Source organism: Aliihoeflea sp. (assembly GCF_052435475.1).
In the GTDB taxonomy this organism is placed as follows: domain Bacteria; phylum Pseudomonadota; class Alphaproteobacteria; order Rhizobiales; family Rhizobiaceae; genus Aliihoeflea.
This window is the reverse complement of the sequence record NZ_JBQVMV010000001.1, coordinates 210,591-235,396: the sequence shown is the minus strand read 5'-3', so window position 1 is coordinate 235,396 and position 24,806 is coordinate 210,591. Positions and strand designations below refer to the sequence as shown.

The 24,806-nt window shown below is 63.8% G+C and carries 23 protein-coding genes and 1 tRNA gene; 8 read left to right on the top strand and 16 right to left on the bottom strand.

Annotation, left to right across the window (positions count from 1 at the left end; genetic code table 11):
- The first annotated feature begins 123 nt into the window (after window positions 1-123).
- The 3 genes from ACT6QU_RS01145 to ACT6QU_RS01135 all read left to right on the top strand — a co-directional run bounded on the left by ACT6QU_RS01145 (window position 124) and on the right by ACT6QU_RS01135 (window position 2,799).
- Complete coding sequence (locus ACT6QU_RS01145) at window positions 124-978, top strand: mechanosensitive ion channel family protein (protein WP_444563029.1); 855 nt, start codon at window positions 124-126, stop codon at window positions 976-978.
- A 46-nt stretch (window positions 979-1,024) separates the two neighbouring features.
- Entirely contained in the window at window positions 1,025-1,468 is a 444-nt protein-coding gene (locus ACT6QU_RS01140) for a LysM peptidoglycan-binding domain-containing protein (protein ID WP_444563028.1), read from the top strand.
- 92 nt (window positions 1,469-1,560) lie between these two features.
- A complete protein-coding gene (locus ACT6QU_RS01135; protein ID WP_444563027.1) occupies window positions 1,561-2,799 on the top strand; it encodes an MFS transporter in 1,239 nt (412 codons plus the stop codon).
- Between the two features lie 5 nt (window positions 2,800-2,804).
- On the opposite strand, the gene ACT6QU_RS01130 is transcribed toward ACT6QU_RS01135, so the two are convergent.
- From ACT6QU_RS01130 to rpoZ, 10 genes are all read right to left on the bottom strand, one after another.
- Entirely contained in the window at window positions 2,805-3,323 is a 519-nt protein-coding gene (locus ACT6QU_RS01130; RefSeq protein WP_444563026.1) for a PaaI family thioesterase, read from the bottom strand.
- Window positions 3,320-4,081, bottom strand: a complete 762-nt coding sequence (gene recO / locus ACT6QU_RS01125; protein WP_444563025.1) for a DNA repair protein RecO — start codon at window positions 4,079-4,081, stop codon at window positions 3,320-3,322. The genes ACT6QU_RS01130 and recO overlap by 4 nt, the downstream gene beginning before the upstream one ends.
- 18 nt (window positions 4,082-4,099) lie before the next feature.
- Window positions 4,100-5,020, bottom strand: coding sequence for a GTPase Era (gene era, locus ACT6QU_RS01120; protein ID WP_444563024.1), 921 nt, complete (start codon window positions 5,018-5,020; stop codon window positions 4,100-4,102).
- Window positions 5,017-5,733 (bottom strand): ribonuclease III, encoded by a 717-nt coding sequence (gene rnc, locus ACT6QU_RS01115; protein ID WP_444563023.1) that lies wholly within the window; start codon window positions 5,731-5,733, stop codon window positions 5,017-5,019. Before rnc ends, era begins: the two co-directional genes overlap by 4 nt.
- Window positions 5,730-6,473, bottom strand: a complete 744-nt coding sequence (gene lepB / locus ACT6QU_RS01110; protein ID WP_024586244.1) for a signal peptidase I — start codon at window positions 6,471-6,473, stop codon at window positions 5,730-5,732. Before lepB ends, rnc begins: the two co-directional genes overlap by 4 nt.
- 83 nt (window positions 6,474-6,556) lie before the next feature.
- Window positions 6,557-6,967 carry a holo-ACP synthase gene (acpS, locus tag ACT6QU_RS01105; RefSeq protein WP_444563022.1) on the bottom strand — a complete coding sequence of 137 codons (411 nt, stop codon included), beginning with the start codon at window positions 6,965-6,967 and terminating at the stop codon, window positions 6,557-6,559.
- Window positions 6,964-7,548, bottom strand: coding sequence for a DUF2062 domain-containing protein (locus ACT6QU_RS01100; protein ID WP_024586246.1), 585 nt, complete (start codon window positions 7,546-7,548; stop codon window positions 6,964-6,966). Before ACT6QU_RS01100 ends, acpS begins: the two co-directional genes overlap by 4 nt.
- A 145-nt stretch (window positions 7,549-7,693) precedes the next feature.
- Window positions 7,694-8,269, bottom strand: a complete 576-nt coding sequence (gene pyrE, locus ACT6QU_RS01095; protein WP_024586247.1) for an orotate phosphoribosyltransferase — start codon at window positions 8,267-8,269, stop codon at window positions 7,694-7,696.
- 13 nt (window positions 8,270-8,282) lie between these two features.
- Window positions 8,283-10,511, bottom strand: a complete 2,229-nt coding sequence (locus ACT6QU_RS01090; protein ID WP_444836588.1) for a RelA/SpoT family protein — start codon at window positions 10,509-10,511, stop codon at window positions 8,283-8,285.
- A 108-nt stretch (window positions 10,512-10,619) separates the two neighbouring features.
- Entirely contained in the window at window positions 10,620-11,018 is a 399-nt protein-coding gene (gene rpoZ / locus ACT6QU_RS01085) for a DNA-directed RNA polymerase subunit omega (RefSeq protein WP_444836589.1), read from the bottom strand.
- A gap of 250 nt (window positions 11,019-11,268) precedes the next feature.
- Between rpoZ and ACT6QU_RS01080 the strand changes: the two genes are divergently transcribed.
- Both ACT6QU_RS01080 and ACT6QU_RS01075 read left to right on the top strand, forming a co-directional pair.
- The gene (locus ACT6QU_RS01080; protein ID WP_024586250.1) at window positions 11,269-11,853 is read left to right on the top strand and encodes a LabA-like NYN domain-containing protein; all 585 of its coding nucleotides are present in this window, start codon (window positions 11,269-11,271) and stop codon (window positions 11,851-11,853) included.
- Window positions 11,850-12,515 carry a uracil-DNA glycosylase gene (locus ACT6QU_RS01075; RefSeq protein ID WP_444836590.1) on the top strand — a complete coding sequence of 222 codons (666 nt, stop codon included), beginning with the start codon at window positions 11,850-11,852 and terminating at the stop codon, window positions 12,513-12,515. The genes ACT6QU_RS01080 and ACT6QU_RS01075 overlap by 4 nt, the downstream gene beginning before the upstream one ends.
- 181 nt (window positions 12,516-12,696) lie before the next feature.
- Here ACT6QU_RS01075 and smpB read toward each other — a convergent pair whose 3' ends face one another.
- Both smpB and dapA read right to left on the bottom strand, forming a co-directional pair.
- Entirely contained in the window at window positions 12,697-13,170 is a 474-nt protein-coding gene (smpB, locus tag ACT6QU_RS01070; RefSeq protein ID WP_024586252.1) for an SsrA-binding protein SmpB, read from the bottom strand.
- Between the two features lie 25 nt (window positions 13,171-13,195).
- Window positions 13,196-14,077 carry a 4-hydroxy-tetrahydrodipicolinate synthase gene (gene dapA / locus ACT6QU_RS01065; protein WP_444564857.1) on the bottom strand — a complete coding sequence of 294 codons (882 nt, stop codon included), beginning with the start codon at window positions 14,075-14,077 and terminating at the stop codon, window positions 13,196-13,198.
- Between the two features lie 251 nt (window positions 14,078-14,328).
- Between dapA and ACT6QU_RS01060 the strand changes: the two genes are divergently transcribed.
- Entirely contained in the window at window positions 14,329-16,425 is a 2,097-nt protein-coding gene (locus ACT6QU_RS01060; RefSeq protein ID WP_444564856.1) for a transglycosylase SLT domain-containing protein, read from the top strand.
- Window positions 16,426-16,803: 378 nt separating this feature from the next.
- On the opposite strand, the gene ACT6QU_RS01055 is transcribed toward ACT6QU_RS01060, so the two are convergent.
- Window positions 16,804-17,922 carry a porin gene (locus ACT6QU_RS01055; protein WP_444564855.1) on the bottom strand — a complete coding sequence of 373 codons (1,119 nt, stop codon included), beginning with the start codon at window positions 17,920-17,922 and terminating at the stop codon, window positions 16,804-16,806.
- A gap of 423 nt (window positions 17,923-18,345) precedes the next feature.
- Between ACT6QU_RS01055 and ACT6QU_RS01050 the strand changes: the two genes are divergently transcribed.
- Both ACT6QU_RS01050 and ACT6QU_RS01045 read left to right on the top strand, forming a co-directional pair.
- Window positions 18,346-18,435 (top strand) — tRNA-Ser (locus ACT6QU_RS01050).
- Between the two features lie 300 nt (window positions 18,436-18,735).
- A complete protein-coding gene (locus tag ACT6QU_RS01045; protein ID WP_444564854.1) occupies window positions 18,736-20,721 on the top strand; it encodes a Calx-beta domain-containing protein in 1,986 nt (661 codons plus the stop codon).
- A gap of 37 nt (window positions 20,722-20,758) precedes the next feature.
- On the opposite strand, the gene ACT6QU_RS01040 is transcribed toward ACT6QU_RS01045, so the two are convergent.
- The 3 genes from ACT6QU_RS01040 to ACT6QU_RS01030 all read right to left on the bottom strand — a co-directional run bounded on the left by ACT6QU_RS01040 (window position 20,759) and on the right by ACT6QU_RS01030 (window position 24,782).
- Window positions 20,759-21,493: a LuxR C-terminal-related transcriptional regulator gene (locus ACT6QU_RS01040; protein WP_444564853.1), complete on the bottom strand. Its 735-nt coding sequence runs from the start codon at window positions 21,491-21,493 to the stop codon at window positions 20,759-20,761.
- Window positions 21,494-21,688: 195 nt separating this feature from the next.
- Window positions 21,689-23,008, bottom strand: a complete 1,320-nt coding sequence (locus tag ACT6QU_RS01035; protein ID WP_444564852.1) for an HlyD family type I secretion periplasmic adaptor subunit — start codon at window positions 23,006-23,008, stop codon at window positions 21,689-21,691.
- A gap of 13 nt (window positions 23,009-23,021) precedes the next feature.
- Window positions 23,022-24,782, bottom strand: a complete 1,761-nt coding sequence (locus ACT6QU_RS01030) for a type I secretion system permease/ATPase (protein ID WP_444564851.1) — start codon at window positions 24,780-24,782, stop codon at window positions 23,022-23,024.
- Window positions 24,783-24,806 lie beyond the last annotated feature (24 nt).

Sequence of the window (24,806 nt, the reverse complement as noted above, 5' to 3'; positions counted from 1 at the left end):
CGAATTTTCGCTTTCGCGCCCCGATTATGGCCGAATTGGGACGTCTGTCCAGCGCCTTGCACGGCTTGGTTTTCGTGTCGGCACAGGGCTTAATGCGCTGCGACAGAGGGGATGGAATCACCGATGGACGAACTCGAAATCCGCGCCGCCGATGCGCTGACCATGAGCGAACTGGCGCTGCGCGAGGCGGGTGCGCTGATCGGCGCCTATTCGCTGTCTTTCATCGGCGCGATCGTGCTCCTCATCGTCGGATATCTTGCGGCCGGCATCTTCGAGCGCTCGCTCTATGCCGGCCTCGGTCGCATCAAGGGCGTCGACGAGACGCTGCGCCGGTTCCTCTCCAAGGTGGTGCGCTACACGATCCTGATCCTCGTCGGCGTCACGGCGCTGGCACAGTTCGGCGTCCAGACGACGAGCATCATCGCCGCGCTCGGCGCGGTCGGCCTCGCCATCGGCCTCGCGCTGCAGGGGACACTGCAGAACATTGCCGCAGGCATCATGCTCCTCGTCCTGCGGCCGTTCCGGGTCGGCGAGTTCATCACCACGCCGACCGTTTCCGGCACGATCGAGGAAATCGGGCTGTTCGCGACAGAACTTCGCGGCGCGGACGGGCTCTACATCTTCGCGCCCAACAGTCTGCTCTGGAACGTTCCGGTGACCAATGCCACGCGCAATCCGCTGCGACGCACCGAACTTACGCTGACCATCGCCTATGGGGACGACGTCGCGACCGCGCGCCAGACGCTGCTCGATCTTGCAGCCAACGAAAAGCGAATCCTCGAGGAACCGGCGCCCGAGACCTTCGTCGCAACGCTGGGCGACGCCGCCGTCGGCGTGACGCTGCATTACTGGACCGCGACCGCCGACTTCTGGAAAACCAAGATCGACATGACGCAAAAGGCCAAGGCCGCTTTCGAGGCGAAGGGACTGACGATCCCCGTCGCCCCGCGAATCCCGCCGCCCGCGCCATCACGATAGGCGGAGGGCGGGTGCAAATCGGCGTCGCACGACCTAGATTGGGCTCATGAACGTCGTCCGACTTGCATTTGCAGGCATGCTTTTCCTGCCCGCTTTCGCCGCCTCGCCCGCGCTGGCCTGTCCCGAGCGGGTGACCGTGTCGCGCGGCGACACGTTGTCCGCGATGGCGGCCGCTTGCGGGACGAATGTCGAGGCGCTGATGCAGGCCAATCCCGGCTTGCGGCCGAACCGGCTGCAACCCGGCATGATGATAGAGGTGCCGCCTGCCGGCGCGGCATCCCGGCAGATCCCCTATAACCGCCCGCGGGTGACGGTGGCACCGCCCATCGCGCAGACGGGACCGGGCATCCAGACGCCGACCAACATCCCGCTTAGGGAATTCCGCCGCGAGCGGCCGGTCTATTTCGACCCGACCCGGCCGCCGCTTCCCGGCCAGGTGCCGCTGCCGGGGCAGCCGGGCTCGCCGGGATGGCCCTTGCCGCAACGGTGACAGATCAGCGGAATTGAACGGTCCATCGTTTCAATTCGTTTCCGTTTGAACAATCGCTCGGCTAGTCTCGCGCTTCAATCGAGACGCGCGCCATGACCACGATTCCCGCTGCCCGCCCCGCGACACGCTCCGTGCCGTGGCTTCTCATCATCTGCGGCTGCCTCATCGCCGGCATGGCGTTCGGGCCGCGCTCGGCGATGGGGTTCTTCCAATTGCCGATGCTGGCGGAAAAGGGCTGGGACCGGACGACGTTCGGTCTCGCCATGGCGATCCAAAACCTGCTTTGGGGCCTCGGCCAGCCGGTTTTCGGCGCAATCGCAGACCGCTACGGCACGTGGCGCGTGCTTTCCTTCGGCGGCCTGCTTTATGCCGCCGGGCTTGCGATGATGGCCACCGCCGACACGCCGACCATGCTGCACATTTCCGGCGGCGTCCTCGTCGGCCTCGGCGTTGCGGCAAGCTCGTTCTCGATCGTGCTCGCCTCGTTCGGCCGCAACACGCCGCCGGAAAAGCGCTCCATCGTCTTCGGCATCGGCACGGCTGCCGGCTCGGCCGGGATGTTCGTCTTCGCGCCCGTCAGCCAGGGACTGATCGACGCCTATGGATGGTCGGACACGCTGATGATCATGAGCGCGATGATGCTCCTGATCCCCATCCTCGCCATTCCGCTGGTCGGCAATTCGAAGACAGGCTCGGTGCCGCAGGCGCAGTACGAACAGTCGATGGGGGATGCGCTGCGCGAGGCTTTCGCGCACAAGAGCTACCTTCTGCTCGTTTCTGGCTTCTTCGTCTGCGGCTTCCAGGTCGCCTTCATCACCGCGCATTTCCCGGCCTATATCGGCGATCTGGGCATCGATGCGCGCTATGCCGTGCTGGCGCTCGCCTTCATCGGCTTCTTCAACATCATCGGCTCGCTCGCTGCCGGCGTCATCGGCCAGAAATATTCCAAGCCCATCTTCCTCGCGCTGATCTATATCGGCCGCTCGATCGCCATCACGGCGTTTCTCCTGCTGCCGCAGACGCCGACCGCCGTCATCGTATTCTCGATCGTGATGGGGCTCTTATGGCTCTCCACGGTGCCACCGACCAACGCGCTGGTCGCGATCATGTTCGGCACGCGCTATCTCGGCCTTCTCGGGGGGCTCGTCTTCCTGTCGCACCAGCTCGGCTCGTTCCTCGGCGTTTGGCTCGGTGGCTATCTCTACGACATCCTCGGGTCCTACGATCCGGTCTGGTGGCTGGGCGTGGCGCTCGGGCTTTTCGCAGCCATCGTCCACTGGCCGATCGCCGAGCGGCCGGTCGACCGGCCGGTATTGGCGCCGGCAGAGTAGCCGAGCTACCTCGCCGCCATGTTGGCGATCGGGAAGATGGCGCAGGTCTCGGTGCCGATGGCGAGCAGCTTTCCGTTTGCGTCCATCATCCGCGCTTCCGAGACGGCGAGCGTGCGGCCCTTGTTGACGACCTTGCCCTCGCAGGTGACGACGCCCGTCTTCTCGCTGATCGGACGGAGGTAGTTCACCTTCATCTCGACGGTCGAATAACCCTCGCCTTTCGCCAGCAGCGTGTGGATCGAGCAGCCGAGCGCGGAATCGAGCACCGTCGCGGCCCAGCCGCCATGAACGGAGCCGAGCGGGTTGAAATGGCGCGCACCCGGCATGCCCCTGAACACCGCCCTGCCCTCGGAAACCTCGACGAGCGCGAAGTTGATGCGTGCGGCGATCGACGGCGCTGGATACTGGCCGTCGACCACGCGCTGCAGGAGTTCCAAGCCCGAATAATGCTCGACATCCGCATGCGGAATGGTGCCGAGGCCTCGAGGAACGACGTGGCCCGGGAAGATTTCGACTGCGGTCATGCGGCATTTTCTCCGTTATGCGGTGGGATGCTGGCGAGCGCCTTTTTCAGCGCGGCGATGAAGCCGATGCGGGCATCGGGCTCGTCCATGCCGCGCGGCTCATAGATGTGGCGGGCGAGGAAGAAGCCGGTCAGGCGGAAGGCGTCGGCGATGGCGGCCTCGTCGCCCTGACGTTTCGAGCCGCGCTGCAGGAATTCGGGCAGTGCCAGGAGCTTGTCGCGCCAGGGCTCGCCCGCCGCGCGCGAAACGGCGCGGCCACTCTTGGGCGAGACATAGACAAGGTCCTCGCGAGCTCCGGTCGCGGCGCAGCGCTGGAGGTCGAGCCCGAAGCCGAGTTCCTCCAGAACCAGGAGCTCGAAGCGGACGACGAGTTCGGCTGCATCCTGCGGCTCGCGCAGATGGTCGAGCACCACTGCCAGCGTCTCGTAGAGGCCCGCATGGGGATCGCGCTCGGGCAGGAGACGCAGATGCGCCGCCAACAATTGCAGGCCATAGATGCTGGCCGCGCTGTCCATGAACTGCGCGGCCTTGAGTTCCACCGGTTCGACCGCGAAGAAACCCAGATGCTCGTCGAGCCGCGCGCGCCAGACGAGTTCGACGCGGTTGCCCGCCTGCAGCACCGGCTGCATCTTGCGCGAACGCCCACCGCGCACGAGGCCGAGATGGCGGCCATGGCCGCGCGTCATCACTTCGAGGATGACGCTCGTCTCGCCATGCCGGCGCGTACCAAGGATGATGCCGTCGTCACGCCATTCCATCAGGCGAAGTTCGACGCGTCAGCGGGGAAATTCAAGTCCCATCTCGCGATAGCGCTCGGGATCGTTGATCCAGTTCTCGCGCACCTTCACGAACAGGAAGAGATGGACCTTCTGCTCCATGATCTCGGCCAATTCCTCGCGCGCGGCCTGACCGATGGCGCGGATCGTCTCGCCCTTCTTGCCGAGGACGATCTTCTTCTGGCTGTCGCGCTCGACATAGATGACCTGATCGATCTTGACCGATCCGTCACTCTTTTCCTCCCAGCCCTCGGTCTCGACATGCGAGGAATAGGGCAGTTCCTGGTGAAGGCGCAGGAACACCTTTTCACGGGTGATCTCGGCTGCGAGCTGGCGCATCGGCAGGTCGGAAATCTGGTCTTCCGGATAGTACCAGGGGCCTTCCTGCGCAGCCTCGGCAAGATAGTCGAGAAGGTCGGCGCAGCCCGAACCCGTCAGGGCCGAGATCATGAAGACGCGCTCGAACTGGACCTTCTCGGTCGCCTTGGAGGCAAGGGCCAGGAGGTCTTCGCGCTTCACCTGATCGATCTTGTTCAGGATCAGGATCTTCGGCTGGCGGACGTTTTCCAGCCGTTCGAGGATCGTTTCCGCGTCACCGCGAATTCCGCGCTCGGCGTCGATCAGGAAAGCGATCGTGTCGGCATCCTTGGCACCGCCCCAGGCGGTCGTCACCATCGCCTCGTCGAGGCGGCGGCGCGGCTTGAAGATGCCCGGCGTGTCCATGAATACGATCTGCGAACGCTTGTGGGTTGCGATGCCGCGCACGATGGCGCGCGTCGTCTGGACCTTGTGGGTGACGATCGAAACCTTGGAGCCGACGAGCTGGTTCAAAAGCGTCGACTTGCCCGCATTGGGCGCGCCGATGAGCGCGACGAAGCCCGAGCGCGTCGGTCCCTCGGCATTGGTGGATTCGTCGGTCATCGTGTCTCGTCCTTCCAGACGCCTTCGCGCGTCAATATGGCGGTCGCCGCCGCCTGCTCGGCCTCGCGCTTGGAGCGGCCCTGCGCCTGCCCCGGCGCCAGACCTTCGATCAGCACGCTGACCGTGAAGACCGGATCATGATCCGGTCCCTCGCGCCTGTCCACGCGATAGACGGGCGAGACCTTGACGCGCTGGTGCGCCCATTCCTGCAACTCGGTCTTGGCGTCGCGCCGTCCGGCCGCCTCGCCTTTGGCGCGCTTGGCCCATTTGTCGAGGATGAAGCCTTGAGCCGCTTCCAGCCCTTTTTCCAGATAGATGGCAGCAATCAGCGCCTCCATCACGTCGGAGCGCGTGTTGATCCGCTTCTTGCCGGACAGCGAACCGAATTCGGCGCCGGTGCGGATCAGCGGCGTCAGGCCGATCTCGTCGGCCAGATCGGCCAGCGTCTCGGCATTGACCAACCCGTTGAGGCGCACCGAAAGCTCGCCTTCGGCGGCATCGGGGTGCGCTTCGAACAGCATCTGCGCGATCACGAGGCCGAGCACCCGGTCGCCGAGGAATTCCAGCCGCTCGTAATGCGCCGCCGCGCCGGCCTGCACGCTCGCATGGGTCAGCGCACGCGCCAGCCGTTCGTGGGCGCTCAAGGCGATGCCGGTGATCTTTTCGATGGCGGCCGCGAGTGCCGCGCCATCGGTCTTGTTCCCGGCCATCACTCGACCGAGTTGAGGAGGCGCGAGAAGCGCAGTTCGGTCGGCCAGCGCCAGATTTCGAGCGGGCTTGCGCCGCCCGACATGGAGAAGAAGATGATGTTGGCGCGACCGACGAGATGATCGGCCGGGACGTAGCCAACCGAGAACCGGCTGTCGGTCGAATTGTCGCGATTGTCGCCCATCATGAAGTAGTGGCCTTCCGGCACCTGGAATTCGCGCGTGTTGTCGCCGATCGAGTTGGGCGAAAGGTCGAGCGTGTCATAGGAAACGCCGTTCGGCAGCGTCTCGCGCCAGACCTCGACGGGACGTGCCATCTCGGTGATGTCGGGATTGTCGAGTTCGTCCACCAGTTCGCGCGGCACCGCCTCACCGTTCAGGAAAAGCTGGCCTTCGCGCATCTGCACCGTGTCACCCGGCATGCCGATCACGCGCTTGATGTAGTCGAGCGACGGGTCGGGCGGGAACTTGAACACCACGACATCGCCGCGCTCCGGCTCCGAACCCCAGATGCGGCCTTCGAAAAGCGGCGGCGAAAAGGGCAGCGAATGCTTCGAATAGCCATAGGCCCATTTGGTGACGAAGAGATAGTCGCCCTCGAGCAGGGTCGGGCGCATCGACCCGGACGGGATCGAGAAAGGCTGGAACAGCAGCGTGCGGATGACCAGCGCCAAAAGCAGAGCCTGCACGATGACGCTGACGGTTTCACCGAAACCGCCGGATTTCTTGTTGTTCTTGTCCGACACGCTGAGATTCTTTCCGTACTTTGCGGGGTGCGGTTCGTCTTAGCGTTTGACGGCGTCTGCGGCAACGCCGTTGCGTCGCTTGGTCACGCCGCGGTTGGGTCGGCCAGTGCCTCGATGATGACGAAGGCTTGAGCGAGCGGGAAATCGTCGGTGATCGTCAGGTGGATTACGGGCTTGTGGCCTTCCGGCATCAGGGCAATCAAGCGCTGGAGCGCCCCATTGGTCAGCCGCATCGTGGGTTTGCCCCCGGGCAGATTGACGACGCCCATGTCGCGCCAGAAGACGCCGCGCGCAAGGCCGGTGCCGAGCGCCTTGGCGCAGGCCTCCTTGGCGGCGAAGCGCTTGGCATAGGAGGCCGCCCGCAACTTACGCCGGTCGGATTTTTCCTTCTCGATTTCGGTGAAGACGCGATTGATGAAGCGCTCGCCATGGCGCTCGATGGTCTTTTCGATGCGACGAATGTCGATGAGGTCGCTGCCAATTCCGACGATCATCGTGCGGGCTGCGTCAGGGCCGGATGCGCGCGCTGGCGCGCCTTGTCCGCAAGGCGCCGGCGCCGCTGTTCGCGGAACAGACCGACGGCCCAGTAGGTCAAAAGATAGAGGATAAGGCCGCACAGCGTTCCGAGCATCGCCCCTCCGACCGTCATCGGCTTCAACAGCGGCTCCCAAAGGAGTGCGAAATCGAGCTCGGTCAAGACGCGTCCCAGTTGCAGTGGCACCACCTCACCCGGTTCACGTCCCTGCAGCATGTATCGGCCGAGCCCAAGCGAACACCCCCAGATAAAGGGAAAGGTGATCGGATTGCCAACAGCCGTTCCCAGCGCCGACGCGATCAGATTGCCGCGCAAAAGCCATGCAAGGCCGGCCGCGATGAGAAAGTGGAAGCCCATATAGGGCAGAAAGGATGCGAAGGCCCCGGCCGCCACGCCTGCTGCCACCGCATGCGGCGTCGCCGTCAGGCGCAGCACCCGTCTCGAAAAATAGCGGGCGGAGCGCGCGAACGACCGCCGCGGCCAGAACATCACCCGCAACTTCTCGCCGAAATCTGCCGTTTTACGTCTTCTGAAAAGCATACCTTTTCGTCGCTCAGGCCGGGCTCCCCGCCCGGTTCCGTCATCAGGGCTTCGAGTGGTCCAGTCATCACGATATAGGCATGGAGACCGAGCCGCTACAATGCGCGATCATCATGTAATGTTTCGTGAACGACCACCGACATCGTCAAATGTTGCGGCTTCCAGGCTTGATGGCCGGAATGGCGGCGAGTTCGGGCGGGAGCGCGTCGGCCGGATAGGCAGGCACTTCATATTCGGCGAGCGCGATGAGCGGCACCCCGACATCGGCCTTGCCGGCGGAACGGTCGACGATGCAGGCAGCCGCGACGATTTCGGCGCCAAGTTCTCGAAGGCAATCGACGGTCTCGCGGATCGACAGGCCGGTTGTCACGATGTCCTCGACGATGACGACACGCGCGCCTTTTTCCATCTCGAACCGGCGCAACTTGAAGACACCCGCCTCGCGCTCGACCCAGACCGCGGGCACGCCGAGATGACGAGAGGTTTCATAAGCGGGAATGATGCCGCCGACGGCCGGACCGACGACATAGTCGATCTCGCCGGCCTCAGCGCGAATCTTCTCCGCGAGCGCCCGGCACAGGCGCTCGGTCTTGTCTGCGTGCATGAAGACGCGGGCCTTTTGTAGAAAGACGGGGCTGCGCAGGCCCGAGGTCAGGATGAAATGCCCCTCCAGAATCGCGCCCGCCTCGCGGAAAATCGCCAATACGTCTTCAGTCTGCATCTGCCGTCTTTTCCTATCCGTTCACGCGGCGCACTTCCGAAACGCTCGCATTTTCCTTCAGTTGCGACATCAGCCGGTTCAGATGCTTCAGGTCCCAGACCTCGAGATCGAACACCATCTCGGTGAAGTCCGGCGCGGTGCGCAGCATGGACAGCGTATGGATGTTGGCGTCGTTTGATGCAATCACCTGCGAGATATTCGCAAGCGATCCGGGCTCGTTCAGAGCCGTCACCGAGACGCGCGCGGGGAAGCGTTCCTTGGTGTCCTCGTCGATGTCCCAGCGCACGTCGATCCAGCGCTCCGGCTGGTCGTCGAAGGCGGTCAGCGACGGCGACTGGATCGGATAGATCGTGATGCCCGAGCCCGGATGCATGATGCCGACGATGCGGTCGCCCGGAACGGCGCCTTCCGGGGCGAACTTGACCGGCAGGTCGCCGCGCACGCCGCGGATCGGCAGTGCACCGGCACTCTCGCGCCGGCCGGGCTTTTCGGGCTCGCTCGAGCGCGGCATCTGGAACAGCATGCCGGCCGCATTGCGAAGGTTGAACCAGCCCTCCTCGCGCTGGCGCGGCGGCTGCACCGCCCTCTCCTCCTTGTGGTCGGGATAGACAGCGCGCACGACGTCCGGCGACGACAATTCGCCGCGCCCGACGGCGGCCAACACGTCCTCGACATCCTTGCGCGCCAAGCGGTGCAGGACGGGTTTTAGCAGTTCCTTGGAGAATTTCTTTCCCGAGCGCTCGAAGGCGCGTTCGAGAATGCGCGTGCCGAGGCCGGAATATTGCTTGCGGATCGCGTTCTTGGTCGCGCGGCGGATGGCCGAGCGCGCCTTGCCGGTGACGACGACGGATTCCCATGCGGCGGGCGGCACCTGCGCCTTGGAACGGATGATCTCGACCTCGTCGCCATTCTTTAATTCGGTCATCAGCGGCATGATGCGGCCGTTGATCTTGGCGCCGACGCAGGTATCGCCGACATCTGTATGAACCGCATAGGCGAAGTCGATCGGCGTCGCGCCGCGCGGCAGCGCGATCAGCCGGCCCTTCGGCGTAAAGCAGAAGACCTGGTCCTGAAAAAGTTCGAGCTTCGTGTTTTCGAGAAATTCCTCCGGATTGTCGCCTTCCGAAAGCTGTTCGATCGTGTGACGCAGCCAGGCATAGGCGTTGGTGTCCTTGGACAGCTTCAGACCGCCATTGCCCGATACCGTCGCACCATCCTTGTAGAGCGTGTGGGCGGCGACGCCGTATTCGGCGACGTCATCCATCGGCCGCGTGCGTATCTGCAGTTCCACACGCTGACGCGACGGGCCGACGATGGTCGTGTGGATGGATCGGTAGTCGTTCTGCTTCGGCGTCGAGATGTAATCCTTGAATCGGCCCGGCACCATCGACCAGGTCGTGTGGATCGCAAACAGCGCGCGATAGCAGTCCTCTTCATTGTCGACGATGACGCGAAAGCCGAAAATGTCCGACAATTGCTCGAAGGACAGCGCCTTGGTCTCCATCTTGCGAAAGACCGACCACGGTTTCTTCTGCCTGCTCTTGACCGTCGCCTTGATGTCGTACTTCTCGAACAGCACTGAAAGCGACTTCTCGATCTCGCCGATGACGTTCTTCGACCGCTCGTAGATGTCGGCGAGCCGCTCGGTGACTGCGCGATGGGCCTCGGGGTTCATGGTGCGGAAGGCCAGTTCCTCCAGCTCCTCGCGCATGTCCTGCATGCCCATGCGCCCGGCCAGCGGCGCATAGATGTCCATCGTCTCCTCGGCGATGCGGATGCGCTTGTGCTCGGGCATGTGGTCGAGCGTGCGCATGTTGTGCAGCCGGTCGGCCAGCTTGACCAGCAGAACGCGCACGTCCTCGGCAATGGCGAGAAGCAGCTTGCGCAGGTTTTCGGCCTGCTCGGCCTTCTTGGAGACGAGGTCCAGCTTCTTGAGCTTGGTCAGGCCCTCGACGAGCTTGCCCATCTCCGGGCCGAACAGCGTGTCGATTTCCTGGCGCGTGGCCGAGGTGTCCTCGATCGTATCGTGGAGCAGCGCGACGGCGATCGTCGCCTCGTCGACATGCATGTCGGTGAGGATCGCGGCCACTTCGAGCGGGTGGGAGAAATACGGGTCGCCGGATGCGCGCTTCTGGTGACCATGCTTCTGCATGGCATAGACATACGCCTTGTTCAAAAGCGCTTCGTTCACGTCGGGCTTGTAGCGCTGGACGCGCTCGACAAGCTCGTATTGCCGCATCATGTGGAACCGGACCCTTCAGACGAAATATGCCGCGCCATCATAGCGGCGCGGCATATAATTTAGATAGTCATCAATAGGCCGCGGCGGAAGATTGCCGTGCCGCGACGATCAGAAATCGTCGCTCTTTTCCGGCGCGACAAGGCCTTCGATGCCGGCCAGGAGATCGTCTTCCGACATGCGGTCGAAGGTGACGTTCTCTTCGCTCTCGTCGGTCGCGATGATCGTCTCGTCGCCGGCCTCCGTCGAAAGCGCGGGAGCCTCGACTTCCGGCTCGTCGACTTCGACGTGCTTCTGCAGCGAATGGATCAGGTCTTCCTTCAGATCTTCCGGCGAGAGCGTCTCGTCGGCGATCTCGCGAAGGGCGACGACCGGGTTCTTGTCGTTGTCGCGGTCGATCGTGATCGCGGCGCCCTGCGAGATCTGGCGGGCACGGTGGCCGGCGAGCAGAACGAGCTCGAACCGGTTGTCGACCTTGTCGATGCAATCCTCAACGGTGACGCGGGCCATGGGAACGCCCCTTTCATGTCTTCAGGTGTCGGGAGATTGCGTGCTCCATAGCGAAAACTTCGCCTCTTGACAAGCATTGCGAGACGCTGCGTCCACACGATCAAAAATGCTTGAGCCCGGCCGCTGCGATGTTGGCACGCGGCGCCATTGCCCGTATGTCTGTCTTATATTCAGTTTCGCTTGAATTCGATTTTCGCCCTTGGGCGCCAGTCATTTCGACAGGCCGGCCATTTCGACAGGAACAATTGCCATGTTCGATCCGCGCGAAAAGATCGCCCTCTTCATCGACGGCGCCAATCTCTACGCCACGTCCCGCGCACTCGGTTTCGACGTCGACTACCGCAAGCTGCTCACGCATTTCCAGAAGCACGGCTATCTCGTGCGCGCCTACTACTACACCGCGCTGATCGAGGATCAGGAATACTCCTCGATCCGGCCGCTGATCGACTGGCTCGACTACAATGGATACAAGGTCGTCACCAAGCCCGCGCGGGAGTTCACCGACGCGATGGGCCGGCGCAAGATCAAGGGCAACATGGACATCGAGTTGACGGTCGACGCGCTCGAACTCGCCTCGACGATCGATCACTACGTCATCTTTTCCGGCGACGGCGATTTTCGCAGCCTCGTCGATGCGCTCCAGCGCAAGGGCCGCAAGGTCTCGGTGATCTCGACCATGGCCTCGCAGCCGCCGATGATCTCGGACGATCTGCGCCGGCAGGCCGATCATTTCATCGACCTGAATTCGCTCAAGGCCGAAATCGGACGCGAGGGCGCAGAGCGCATCGCCCGCCGTCCCGCGCCCGAACCCGTCGACGAAGACGAGTTCGAATGAGCCGCACCTTTTCCGTCGGGCCTGCGGAGCCGTCGCCCGACTGTCCGCTCTGCCCCCGCCTGCGCGAGTTCATCGCGGCGTGGCGCGCGCGCGAGCCGTACTGGTTCAACGCGCCGGTGCCGACCTGGCTGCCGACGGCCGGCGATGGCAGCGTGCGGCTCCTCATCGTTGGGCTCGCGCCCGGCCTGCGCGGGGCCAACCGGACCGGCCGGCCGTTCACCGGCGATTATGCGGGCGATCTTCTCTATTCGACGCTGAAACGGTTCGGCTTCGCCACAGGCGAGTTTGAAGCCCGTCCCGACGACAGCCTGGAACTGATCGAGACGGCCGTCACGAACGCCGTGCGCTGCGTGCCGCCGGAGAACAAGCCGGTGGGCGCAGAGATCAACACCTGTCGTAAATTTCTCGTGCCGACCATCGGCCGGTTCGAGAATTTGAAGGCAATCGTGACGCTTGGCTTGATCTCGCACCAGTCGGTCGTGCGCGGGCTCGGCGGGCGGGTTGCCGAGCACAAATTCGGCCATCAGGCGCAGACCGAAATCGGCGGCATCCGCGTATTCTCGAGCTATCACTGCTCGCGTTACAACACGAATACGGGACGGCTGACGGAAGAGATGTTCGTCAATGTTTTTCGAGATGTGCGGGCGTTTTTGGACAGTTAGAGTCGGGACGGCTTGCGTGGCGGAAGCGGCGAGGCCTGGATTCCTGTGACAAGCACAGGAATGACGGCTGCAGAAGCGTCAATGCAAAACGGCAGAGATGAATTTTCGCATCAACGAACCTGCCGTCATTCCTGTGCTTGTCACAGGAATCCAGGCCTCGCCGTCTCAACCAATCAACCGTTCAACCGTGGTTCTTCAAAAGCCGCGCTTTTTCCCTACCCCAGTCGCGCTGCTTTTCCGTCTCGCGCTTGTCGTGCAGCTTCTTGCCGCGCGCCAAGCCGAAGAGCAGTTTCGCGCGGCCCTTTTCGTTGAAGTAGATCTTCAGCGGGACCATCGTCATGCCCTCGCGCTCGACGCCCTGTTTCAGGCGCGCCATCTCCTTCTTCTTCAGGAGAAGCTTTCGGCGGCGGCGAGGCTCGTGGTTGAAGCGGTTGCCTTGCGTGTATTCGGGAATGTACGAATTGATCAGCCAGATCTCGCCGCCCTCCGCCGAAGCGTAGGATTCGCCGATATTCGCCTGGCCTTCGCGCAGCGACTTCACTTCCGTGCCCGTCAGCGACAGGCCGGCCTCGTAGGTGTCTGTCACCTCGAAGGAGAAGCGTGCCTTGCGGTTTTCCGCGACCAGCTTGGAATTGTTGTCCTTGTCCTTGCTCATGTCATCGCAACGCGAAAAGCCGGCATCAGTTCATCAGTCCGGCGTGAACCATCGCGGCGTCGATCGCCTTCGCCGTCGATTCCTCGACCGTGACGAGCGGCATCCTGACGACGTTCTGCACTTTCCCAAGGCGCGATAGCGCATATTTCGCGCCGGTCACGCCCGCCTCGATGAAGATCGCCTTGTGGAGCGGCATCAACCGGTCCTGCAATTCGATCGCGCGTTCGCGGTCGCCGGCGAGCGAGGCGCGTTGGAATTCGGCACAAAGGCGCGGTGCGATGTTGGAGGTGACCGAGATCGCCCCCTGCCCGCCATGTGCGTTGAAGCCGAGCGCCGATGCGTCCTCGCCGGAAAGCTGGATGAAGTCTGGCCCGCAGGTGATGCGCTGTTCGGAGACGCGCTCGATCTTCGCCGTCGCATCCTTGACGCCGACGATGTTCGAAAAGTCTTTCGCCAGCCGTCCCATCGTCTCGGGCGTCATGTCGATCACCGAGCGCGGCGGGATGTTGTAGATGATGACGGGCAGCTTAACCGCCTTTGCCACTTCGGCGAAATGCGCGTAGAGCCCGCGCTGGTTGGGCTTGTTGTAGTAGGGCGTGACGACGAGAACCGCGTCCGCGCCGGTCTTTTCGGCGAACTTCGCCAGTTCCACGGCTTCCGTGGTCGAATTCGAGCCCGCGCCGGCAATGACCGGAACGCGACCTGCGGCCACCTCCACGCAGATCTCGACGACGCGGCGGTGTTCTTCATGGCTCAGCGTCGGCGATTCACCCGTCGTCCCGACCGGCACCAGCCCGTTCGTGCCTTCGCCGATCTGCCATTCCACGAGTTCGCGGAAGGCTTTCTCATCCAGGGCGCCGTCCTTGGTGAACGGGGTCACGAGCGCGGTCATCGAACCTGTGAACATGATCTCAAAGCTCCTGGATAGGCACTTGGCAAGCGGAAAACGGCTATTCTGCCCGCCTTCTAGACGATCGGCGGCGGATGCACCATAGTCTTGGCGTTGGGACGAAGCGGAATTCAACGCGCGCCGGCCATGAGCGCGGCGCATTTGAACGATGGCGATAACCAATCGTTTACGTCGTCTTCACCGACAGCCCCTAGCATGGGTGTCTCGTTAACCTACCTGTCCATGACGAACGACCCAGGACCTAAAGAATGCAGGCAACACTCAGGACCCGCGTCGCGCTTACCGGCTTGACCCTCGCCCTCCTTCCCGGGCTGGCGCTCGCCAATCCGGTACTGCCGTCCAACCCGCCCATTCCCGGCCAGCGCCCCTACCAGGCTGCTGCGACGGGCGTCGACAGCGCATTTACGACCGGTTCGGTCGTGGCGCAGTCGGCAGCCGCAATGGCAACCGATCTCGTCGTCAGCGGCGATATTTCCAAGCTCAAGGCCGGGCTCGACGCCTTGCAGTCGGGCAACATCTCCCGCGCCCGCGTTACCCGGGACAACCTGCCGTCCAATTCGCTGGACCGCCAGATTCTCTCCTGGGCGATCGCCACGAGCGGCGTCGATGGCGTTCCGTCCGGCGAAATCGCGCAAGCGGCGTTCGCACTCAAGGGCTGGCCGGGCATGTCGCGGTTGCGCGCCAATTCCGAGCGGGCGCTTCTAAGGGAAAACCCGGGCCCGCAGGGCGTGCTGCGCGCATTCGGCGACACGCAACCCGAAACGCCGGAAGGCACGATCGCCTTGACGCGAGCGCATCTGGCCGTCGGCAACACGCAGTCCGCGAAGGCCGTTCTGGCACCCTATTGGCGCAACGAGCGCATCGAGCCCCGCGAAGAAGCCGCAATGGTGCGCGAGTTCGGCCGCCTGCTCACGGCCGCCGACCATTGGCATCGCATGGAGGGGATGCTCCACATAGATCGCATCACCTCCGCCGAGCGCGTCGCAGGTCTTGCCGGCGGCGAGGCGCTGACGCGCGCCTGGGCCGCCGTGATCCGTGGCGAATCGAATGCCGGCAAGCTTCTTGCCGCCGTGCCGCAGGCCCAGCGCAAGGCCGGTTTCTACTTCGCGCAGGCACGGCACCTTCGCCGCGCCGAACGCTACAAGGAGGCCGCCCAGGTCGTTCTCCAGGCACCGAAGGACGCGGCCTCGCTCGTCAATGCCGACGCGTGGTGGATCGAAAGACGCGTCCTCTCGCGCGAATTGCTCGATCTCGGCGAAAATCGCCTCGCCTATCAGGTTGCCGCCGCCCAGCAGGTGGACAGCCCGGCCAACGCCGTCGACGGCGAATTCCATGCCGGCTGGTATGCGCTGCGCTTCCTCAGCGATGCGGCGACGGCCAACCGGCATTTCTCGCGAATCGTCCAGATCGCCGAAGGGCCAATTTCCTTGTCGCGCGGCCATTACTGGCTGGGACGCGCCGCGGAGGCCGGCGGTCCCGGCAATGCACGCGACCACTACCAGCGCGCGGCGCGCTACGGGACGGCGTTTTACGGCCAGCTTGCCGCCGCCAAGCTTGGTGCCACGACGGTTTCGGCAAGTTTCCCGTCGCCCAGCGACGCCGACCGCCGCAATTTCGAGGGCCGGCAGGCAGTGCAGGCGATCCGTCGCCTCGAGCGCGCCGGTCACCAGGGCCGGGCGAACACGCTCTATCGCGACCTGGCGCTGCAACTCGACAGCACCGGCGAACTGGCGTTGCTCGCCGTCATGGCGGAGCGGCGCGGCGACCACCCGCTCGCGCTGCGCGTCGGCAAATGGGCGGCGGGCCGCGGCCTCGATGTCGGAGCGCTGGCGCATCCCGTCGGCGCCATTCCGGGCAATGCCAACATCTCGGCGGCCGGAAAGGCGCTTGCCTACGCCATTGCCCGGCAGGAGAGCGAGTTCAACATCTCCGCGCGTTCGGGCGCAGGCGCGCTCGGCATCCTGCAATTGCTGCCGGGAACGGCCCGCGACATGGCGCGCAAGGTCGGCGTTTCCTACGACCAGGCCCGCCTCACCCGCGATGCCGGATATAATGCCGCGCTCGGCGCCGCCTATCTCGGCGAGCAGCTCGATCGGTTCAACGGCTCCTACATCCTGACTTTCGCGGGCTACAATGCCGGTCCGAACCGCGCCGCCCAATGGGTCGGCCGCTATGGCGATCCGCGCGGGCAGAACATCGATGCCGTCGTCGACTGGATCGAGCGCATCCCCTTCCACGAGACACGTTCCTACGTGCAGCGCGTGATGGAAAACTACCAAGTCTACAAGATGCGCCTGTCGGGACGGACCGACGTCGTCGCCGACCTCGTCGGTGGTCGCCGGTAAGAGTTCCGGTTCCACGATCGAGAATTATGCAAAGGCGGGCCTTCGGGTCCGCCTTTTGCTTTGGATCGTTCCGACACGTTCTCATGCGCGACAAGCGGAGCAGCGTCGTGCGCGCAGAACTGCAGTTCTCACCCGTCGATAGATGCCTGCAAGCGGCCCAGTCGGTCAGCAGACCTGCTTAGCCGAAGCCAATCCCTAGTGCGTCATCTGATCGATCTGTCCAACGGCGGACGATGGTCGAACACCCCGCAAAGGAATCGGCGGCGCCATCCGATACATCGTGGAGGCGACCGATTTCGCCAGCCGGTCGACCCCAAAACAGAAAGAACCCGGCGGTTTCCCGCCGGGTTCTTCATTCAAACTAGGACCAGATCGGTCTTAGAACGAGCGCTGCAGACGCAGGAAGCCCGAGTTGGTCGACGGACGAAGGTCGATGTCCGTGTAGACGTACTCAGCGCGAACTTCGAAGTTCGTGACCGGGGTCCAGATCAGAGCAGCTTCAGCCTGCCAACCGTCGAGATCGGTTTCGGTGCCAGCAGCCGGAGCCAGATCGTGGATGTTGCTCCAGTACTGAGCGCCGACCGAAGCAGCGAGGGTCTGCGAGAACTGCTGGCGGTAGGAAGCCAGGACCGACCATTCCGAGCCGACCGAGTAGGCGTTCGCTTCGTCGGCATAGTAACCGATGAGGCGGAACGAGGAGCCCGGTGCATTCGGAACGTTCAGCTGAAGGCCAGCCTGAGCAGCCCAGCTGCTGTCATCGACTTCGGTCAGGTTGGTGCCGCGATCTTCGTCAAATGCAGCCTTGGCCCAGACGCCACCCCAAGCCTGGTTGTACGACACGACGCCGACGACATCCGGGGTGAAGTTGTCGTTGCCGTCGTCTTCGAGAGCGATCGTGGCTGCGAAGCCCGAAGCGCCACCGAAGGTGTAGGAAACGAGCTGACGCTGCTGGTAGCCATAGGAGAGACCACCCCAGGTGTGCGAACCGAACTGAGCAACGCCGGCACCCTGCGAGGCAACCCACGCGGATTCGGTGTAACCAGCGCGGAAGCCGCCGAGCTCGAGGAAGGCCTGATCGAAGCCGATCGTGCCACGGCCGTCCGACGAACCGGTACGGCTGTTGAGCGCGCCGTTCAGGTTCGAGAAGGCGTTGAAGTCACCCTGCAGACGGACGTAGCCGCGCAGCGTGCCCCACTCGGTGTCCGAACGGGCGTCGAAGTTGACGCGAGCGCGGGTCGACTTGTTCCAACGGTCGGCTGCGAAGCCGTGATAGTTGCCGGCTTCATCGGCAGCACCCATCTGGTACCAGACGAGGCCGGAAACCTGAAGGCAGGTCTCGGTGCCCGGGATGTAGAAGAAGCCAGCGCCGTACATGTCGCAAACGCGAACGTACTCAACGGGCTCCGGCTCGGCGTAAACGATGGCGTCGGCAGCCTGGGCACCGGAAACGGCAACCAGTCCAGCAGCGGAGCCGAGAAGAAGGCTCTTAATGTTCATTTCTGACCTCCAGTCAAAAGTTGTTAAGCGGGTCTGGGCTCTTTTTGCTGAAGGACAGCGTTTCCCTGCCCCATCCCCAATCTCAGAAAAAGGAAGCGTGTTTCGCCGCCCCTTCTTCGATCATGACAATACGCAGGACCGCTCCCCGATCAACCGCGTTTGCACCATCCGGGCCGTTCGATACCCCCTATGCACAGGCCTTGTTGCACAAAAGCCACGTTTTGCCCCCTCGCCTTTACGCTCTATTAATAGCTGTGGCGCGCACACGGGCCGCAACGAGGCTCAAGCGCGTCATCTAAGGCCATTCCGATCCTTGGAATCAGCCGTGAATGTCCGAATCGTTCGAATCGAGTCGTTTTTCCGCGCTTGCGTTGAATGTCCGTATTGATTGTGCGGACCGACTTCTTTATCGACCGGGTCACCGGAGAGGTGGCCGAGTGGTCGAAGGCGCTCCCCTGCTAAGGGAGTAGACCCGGAAGGGTCTCGTGGGTTCGAATCCCATCCTCTCCGCCACCCTTTGTGGGCCTCTCCGCCATCTGAAGCCGCCGGTTCTGTGGTCCGGCACCAATCGCCGCCTAGCCGGAGGGCTGCAACGCCTGCGATCCTTATGGTCGTTGCAGAGTGGTCGTACCCCCAAAACGCATCGGTCTACTTCCCATTCGTAATGGCATCGCCAGCGGGTGCGCTTAGCTTTGGATGAGCAACAATCCGGTTGGGGCGCAGGTACGCCATGGGTGCCGCGCCACGGTGGCTGAGCTGTTTGTTGGGGGCGCAACTCCGCCCCGACACAGCCCGCAAGGGGAGTGACTGCCAATGATCAGGTACAAATACGGCACTAGCGCCGACGAAGATCTCATCGGCACAGGCGGCACGGACTGGATTTACGGTTATGGCGGCAAGGATCGCCTTTACGGTCAAGCGGGCGACGACTGGCTCTTCGGCGGCGCGGGCAACGACCTGCTGGATGGCGGCCAGGGCCGCGACACCATGTTCGGCGGCGCGGGCGACGACATCTACCGGGTCGACGACCCAGGCGACATCGTCAACGAGGAGGAGGTTGCCGGCGTCGATTCGGGCGGCGTGGACTACGTCCAGTCGATGATCAGCTATCGGCTCGGCAATCACATCGAAAAGCTCGAGCTCCTCGGCACCGCCTCGATCGACGGCGCTGGCAATGAGCTTGCCAACACGCTGAAGGGGAACGCCGGCGCCAACGTGCTCAGCGGCCTCGGCGGCTCGGACATCCTCTACGGCTATGACGGCGACGACATCCTCGTCGGCGGTGCCGGCAAGGACTACCTGACCGGCGGTGCCGGCGCCGACGTGTTCGTCCTGGGCGCTCCCGATGCAAGCAGCGCGGACCGGATCTACGATTTCGAGGCCGCCGACAGCATCGGCGTGTTCGCCGCCGATTACGGCCTGACCGAGGGCAACGGATTGACGGGCGGAGCGCTTGCCGCCGGCTATTTCGTGACCGGCGCTGCGGCGACGAGCGCGGGCCACGGCCAGTTCATCTACAACCCGGCCAACAACATCCTTTATTGGGACCCCGACGGCACCGGATCGGCCGGAAGGATCACGCTTGCCACGCTGAGCCCGGGCGCAGTTGTGACTGCGGCGCATTTCCGCATCATGGACAACACGCCCGCCATCTCGGCGGAGGCGACGAGTGCGACAGCGATCGACGAGGACGCGGGCAAAGTCTACTTCCTGATCAGCCTGGACGGTCCCGCGCGCGAGGACGTCATCGTCACCTACAGCACGGTCAACGGCACGGCGACGGGCGGCAGCGACTTTGGCGCAGTGGTGTCCGGCCAGATCGTCATCCCCGCCGGCACGACCAGCGTCCATGTCGGGATCGACCTCATCGACGACAACATCGCCGAAGGCAACGAGACCTTCTCGCTTCAGATCAACTCCGCACAACTTGCCTCCAGCGGGCATGCGCTCGACGTGGTCGGCGGTGCGGCCGGCGCCCAGATCAGCGACGAGGCCCCGCGCGTGGTGAATGCCATCGATACGGCTGCGCTCGGGATTCCCGATCCTTCGGGCATTGCCTATCACGCCGGGCTCGGCCGCCTCTTCCTGTCGGATTCGGAAGTCGACGAGGCGCCCTTCAACTCACCGACGGACCTTTACGCCTTCAGCCTGAACGGTACGTTGCAGCAATCGTTCAATCTCAACTTCACCGATGAGGCGACAGGCCTCGCCTTCGATCCGACCAGCGGCCGCCTCTATATTTCCGACGATGACGAAATGCTGGTCTACTGGGTCAATCCCGCCAATCCTACGGTGCGCCTGGGCAGTTTCAATACACTTGCCGTCGGCGGCGACGACCCGGAGGACCTGGCGATCGACGCGGCGAACGGGCGGCTGTTCATCGTCAATGGCGAGTCGCGGACTATCGTGGAAACGAACCTGAACGGAACCCAGCTCTACAGCACCATCCTGCTGCCGGCCGAGATTCTCGATCCCGAGGCGCTGGTCTATGACCCGCGTTCCGAAACGTTCTTCGTCGGCGGCGGCTTCAGCGCGACGATCTGGCAGGTGGACCGCAGCGGTGCCATCGTCGAGACGATCGACGTCCTCGCGCAGTTCCGCCACCCCACCAACAACACGCGCGTCAACGTCAAGGATCTGGAGCTTGCGCCTGCAAGCGACGGGTCCGGCGGCACCAATCTCTACGTCGCCGATTTCGGATGGAGCCATGTCAATGACGGGCGGATCATCGAGATCGATCTTGGCGACGATCCCGCGCCCGTTTTCATGGCTATGGCCGAACCGCGCGAATGGGCGTGATGGAATCATCCGCCGCCGTCGGGAACCGTGCTTTCGATCAATGGTCCTGGTGAAATACCGGGTCCCGACGTCCGCCTGCCGCATTGCTCGAGTCGCCGCGGTCGGGTCGCGGCGCGTCGCCCGACAGGCCGTGCGGCCAGGCCCAGAGCGCCGCTTCCGTGCGGTTGCGTGCGCCAAGCTTGCGCAAGATCGCCTTGACGTGAACTTTGACGGTCGCTTCGGCAATGCCGGCAGACCGGGCGATCACCTTGTTGGCGTTGCCCATGCACATGTATCTTAGGACTTCCATTTCCCGCTTCGACAGGCGGTCGAGCGCGTTGCGCAGTTCGATCGGGTCAACGGAGCCCGCCGACCGGCGGGACTGCATTGCCTCGACGACTTGCATCGGAAAGACGGGCTGTCCGAGAAGCACGAGTTCGACAGACTTGGTCAGCACCTGCGGCGCCACGAATTTGAAAACGAGGCCATCGGCCCCCGCCCGCAAAGCGGTGGCGATTTGTCTGTCGCTAATGACGTCGGACACGATGACGATCAACGCGTTAGGGCACGCATGATTGATGAACTCGATGCCCGCGGATATCGCTTCCTCGTCGCTGCCAATTTCGGCAAGGAAGAGAACTTTGCCGGAATGCGCCGGCGCGTGGCTGTCGAGTTCTTCCAGCGACGAAATCGCGCTGCAATTTTCGAAACCGCCCTGGTGCAGAACGGACAACAGACCAGCCCGGTAGATCTCGTTCTGCTCGATGATCACAATATTGGTCGGATTAAGCATGTGCGATCTCCCTCAATTCGCAGTCATGCACGCCAAGCTTTCTCAATTGCCCCCGATCTTTTTCAGAATACGGAAATTGTAACGCGGCTAAATATCAGTCGCAATTTGTAATTGATACTCATTTGAAATTTATTGGTAACTAAATTTATCTAGTCTGTTTTCATTAATAGCCCCTATCGGCCCCCCGAGATCATTCTAGTGTTCGCGCATCGACATGCTGAGCCGTCGCCGCAAAGGGCCGGTAAGGTATTGAAAAAAGGTCCGACTTCCCACGACGATCGACACATCGGCATTCATACCGGGGAGTATTTCGAAGGAGGACGACGTTGTCGGTCGATGTACATCGACGTCGATCAGCGCCGTGAAGTAACCTTGGCCGGTGCGCTCGTCCACGAAGCGGTCGCCGGACACGCCGCGCACCGTGCCGATGAATGCGGGATGGTCGAGCCCGTCGCGCGAGCGCAGCCGCACTTCGACCGCTTGCCCGACCAGCACCTCGTCCACATCCTCGGGCCTGATCTGCGCCTTGAGAACAAGCTTCGGGTCAATCGGCACGATCTCCATCAGCGTTTGGCCCGGGCTGACGACGCCCCAGGTGGAGTGAACCTTGAGGTTCATGATCGTGCCCGCGAGCGGCGCCCGAATCGCGGCGCGGCGGAGCACGTCGGTCGCGGCAAGGACCTGTTGCTGCAGGTCCACGAGATCGGCCTCGACCTTGCTCAGTTCCTCCACGGTCTCGTTGAGGCGCGTCACGCCGAGTTCGGCGATCTGCTGCTCGAGCTCGGAGATGGATTTCCTGGCGCGGGCGATGGCTGCGATATGCACCGCGCGCTCGCCTTCCATCTCCGCTTCCCGACGGCGCAGCGCCATATAGCGCTCCCGCGTCGTCAGGCCCTGGTCGAACAGCCCCTCCAGATCGCCGGCCTCGTCCTGCAACGTTCCGATCAGCCTGTCATGGGCAGTGACGAGTTGCTCGAGACCGACGATCTCCTCCCCCGTCTGCTCGATCCGCTTTTGCAGGATCGCGGTCCGCCCCGCCAGCGCGCGCCGGCGTGCGTCGAACAGCGCGGTCTGCACCTCGACGGCATCGCGTCCCGGCTGTGTCGCCATGGCAGGATCGTCATGCGGGAACGTGACGACGGGCTGTTCGTCCCGTTCCGCGCGAAGGCGAGCAGCAAGCGCAAGCCGGTTGGCCAACCGCCCTTCCAGAAGATCGAGGCGCGCGCGGGGCTGCGTCGTGTCGAGCGCTATCAGCAATTCGCCCGCGTCCACGCGCTGGCCTTCGCGCGCGGCGAGTTCGGCGACGATGCCGCCTTCGAAATGCTGGACGAGCTTGCGTTGGTTTTCGACTTCCACCACGCCTGTCGTCACGATCGCGCTGCTCAACGGCACGGTTGCTGCCCAGCCGCCGAACGCGAGGAAGAACGCGCCTGAGACCACGAATCCCGCGAAGGTCACACCGCCGAGCCTAAGCCGGTCGGCGGAGGGTTGGTCGAACGCAATAGCGGGCGGCATCGGTGGACCTCCCTCACCCTTCCGACATTGCAGCCAGAGGCCCGCGCCGACCCCTGACGGCCTGTGCGCGCACGATCGAGGGCACGGGCTGCGCTGCCATGGCGAGCCGTGCGAGAACCTCAGCACGCGGGCCGTACAACTCCATTCGACCTTGCTCGAGCACGAGCAGGTGATCGACCGTCTCAAGGATACGCGGCCGGTGGGCGACGATGACCATGGTGCAGGCCTGCGCCTTCAGGGCGGCGATGGTCTCGACGAGCGCTTCCTCACCCTCGCGGTCGAGATTGGCATTGGGCTCGTCGAGGACGATCAGCGCCGGGGCGCCGTAGAGCGCGCGGGCAAAGCCGATGCGTTGACGCTGGCCACCGGACAGATAGACGCCGCCATCACCGATCTCGGTCTCGTAGCCCTTCGGCATGGCCTTGATCGTTTCATGAAGGTTTGCCAGCCGCGCAGCCGCGATCACGGCGCTGGCGACTGCGGGATCGGCGACGTCGTCCAGGCGGGCGATGGCCTCGCCGACGGTATTGCCGACCAGTTCCACGTCCTGGGGAAGATAGCCGACATATTTGCCGCGGTCGCCGGCCGCCCATTGGGCGACGTCCATATTGTCGAGGCGCACGGCGCCCAATGTCGGTCTCCACGCGCCGACGAGTGCGCGCGCCAGCGAGGATTTGCCCGACGCCGTCGAGCCCACGATGCCAAGGCTTTCGCCCGGCTCGAGCCGGAAGCTGATATTGTCGAGGATGGCGCGGCTCGCGCCCGGCAGGCGGATCACGAGATGCTCGACGCGCAGTCGACCTTCCGGACGCGGCAGGGGCAGGTGCTCGCGCGCCGGCGGCGTCACCTCGCCCAGCGTCTTCAGCCGGCGATAGGCCGCCCGCGTGGTCTGAACGGATTTCACCGCCCCGATGGCCTGCTCGACAGGCGCCATGGCGCGGCCGAGAATGATCGATGCGGCGACCATGGCGCCCGGAAGGATTTCCTGGCGCAGGACCAGCCAGGCACCCAAACCCAGAATGCCGACCTGCAGGCAGAAGCGCAAAAAGCGTGCGATCGACTGGATGTACCCGGCGCGGTTTCCCGCCCGTTCATGCGCATTCGACGCCGTATCGACCTCGCGCTGCCAGCGGCGGAGAAAGCCGTTCAACATGCCCATGGCCTCGATCGCCTCGGCGTTGCGCAGCACGTTCTCGGCTTGCCCGTACATCAGGCGCTGGCCGGTTGCGGCATGATCGATGGCACGGCGCGTCAGGAGTTCGGCGCAGATCGCGAGCGCGAAGAGAAGAACGGCACCGGCGCAGGCGAAGAAACCCAGGATCGGGTGGATGAGGAAGATGACGGCCAGAAAGATCGGCGCCCATGGCGCGTCGAGAAGAGGCGTGACCGCCGGACCGGAGAGAAAGCCGCGCAATTGCTCGGCGTCGCGCAAGGCCGATGTCGACCGGATTCGCCGGCCGCCGGCCTCCTCCGCTACAGCGCTGCGCAGGACCAGCGGCGCCAGCCGCCGCCCGAGCCACGTTCCGACCTTGACGAGGATTCGGCTGCGCACCGCCTCGAGGGCGGCCATCGTCATCAGCGCAACCAACGCGATGGCCGTCAACGCGGCCAGCGTCTCGAGACTGTGGCTCGACAGGACGCGATCGTAGACCTGCAGCATGTAGATCGCGCTCGTCAGCATCAGAACGTTGATGCCGGCCGTGAACAGCACCAGCGGCAGGATGGCCCTGCGGCAGCGCGCGAGAAGGTCGCCTATCTGCAAGCCATCGTGCATGGCGATCGAGGCCCGGCCGTTGAA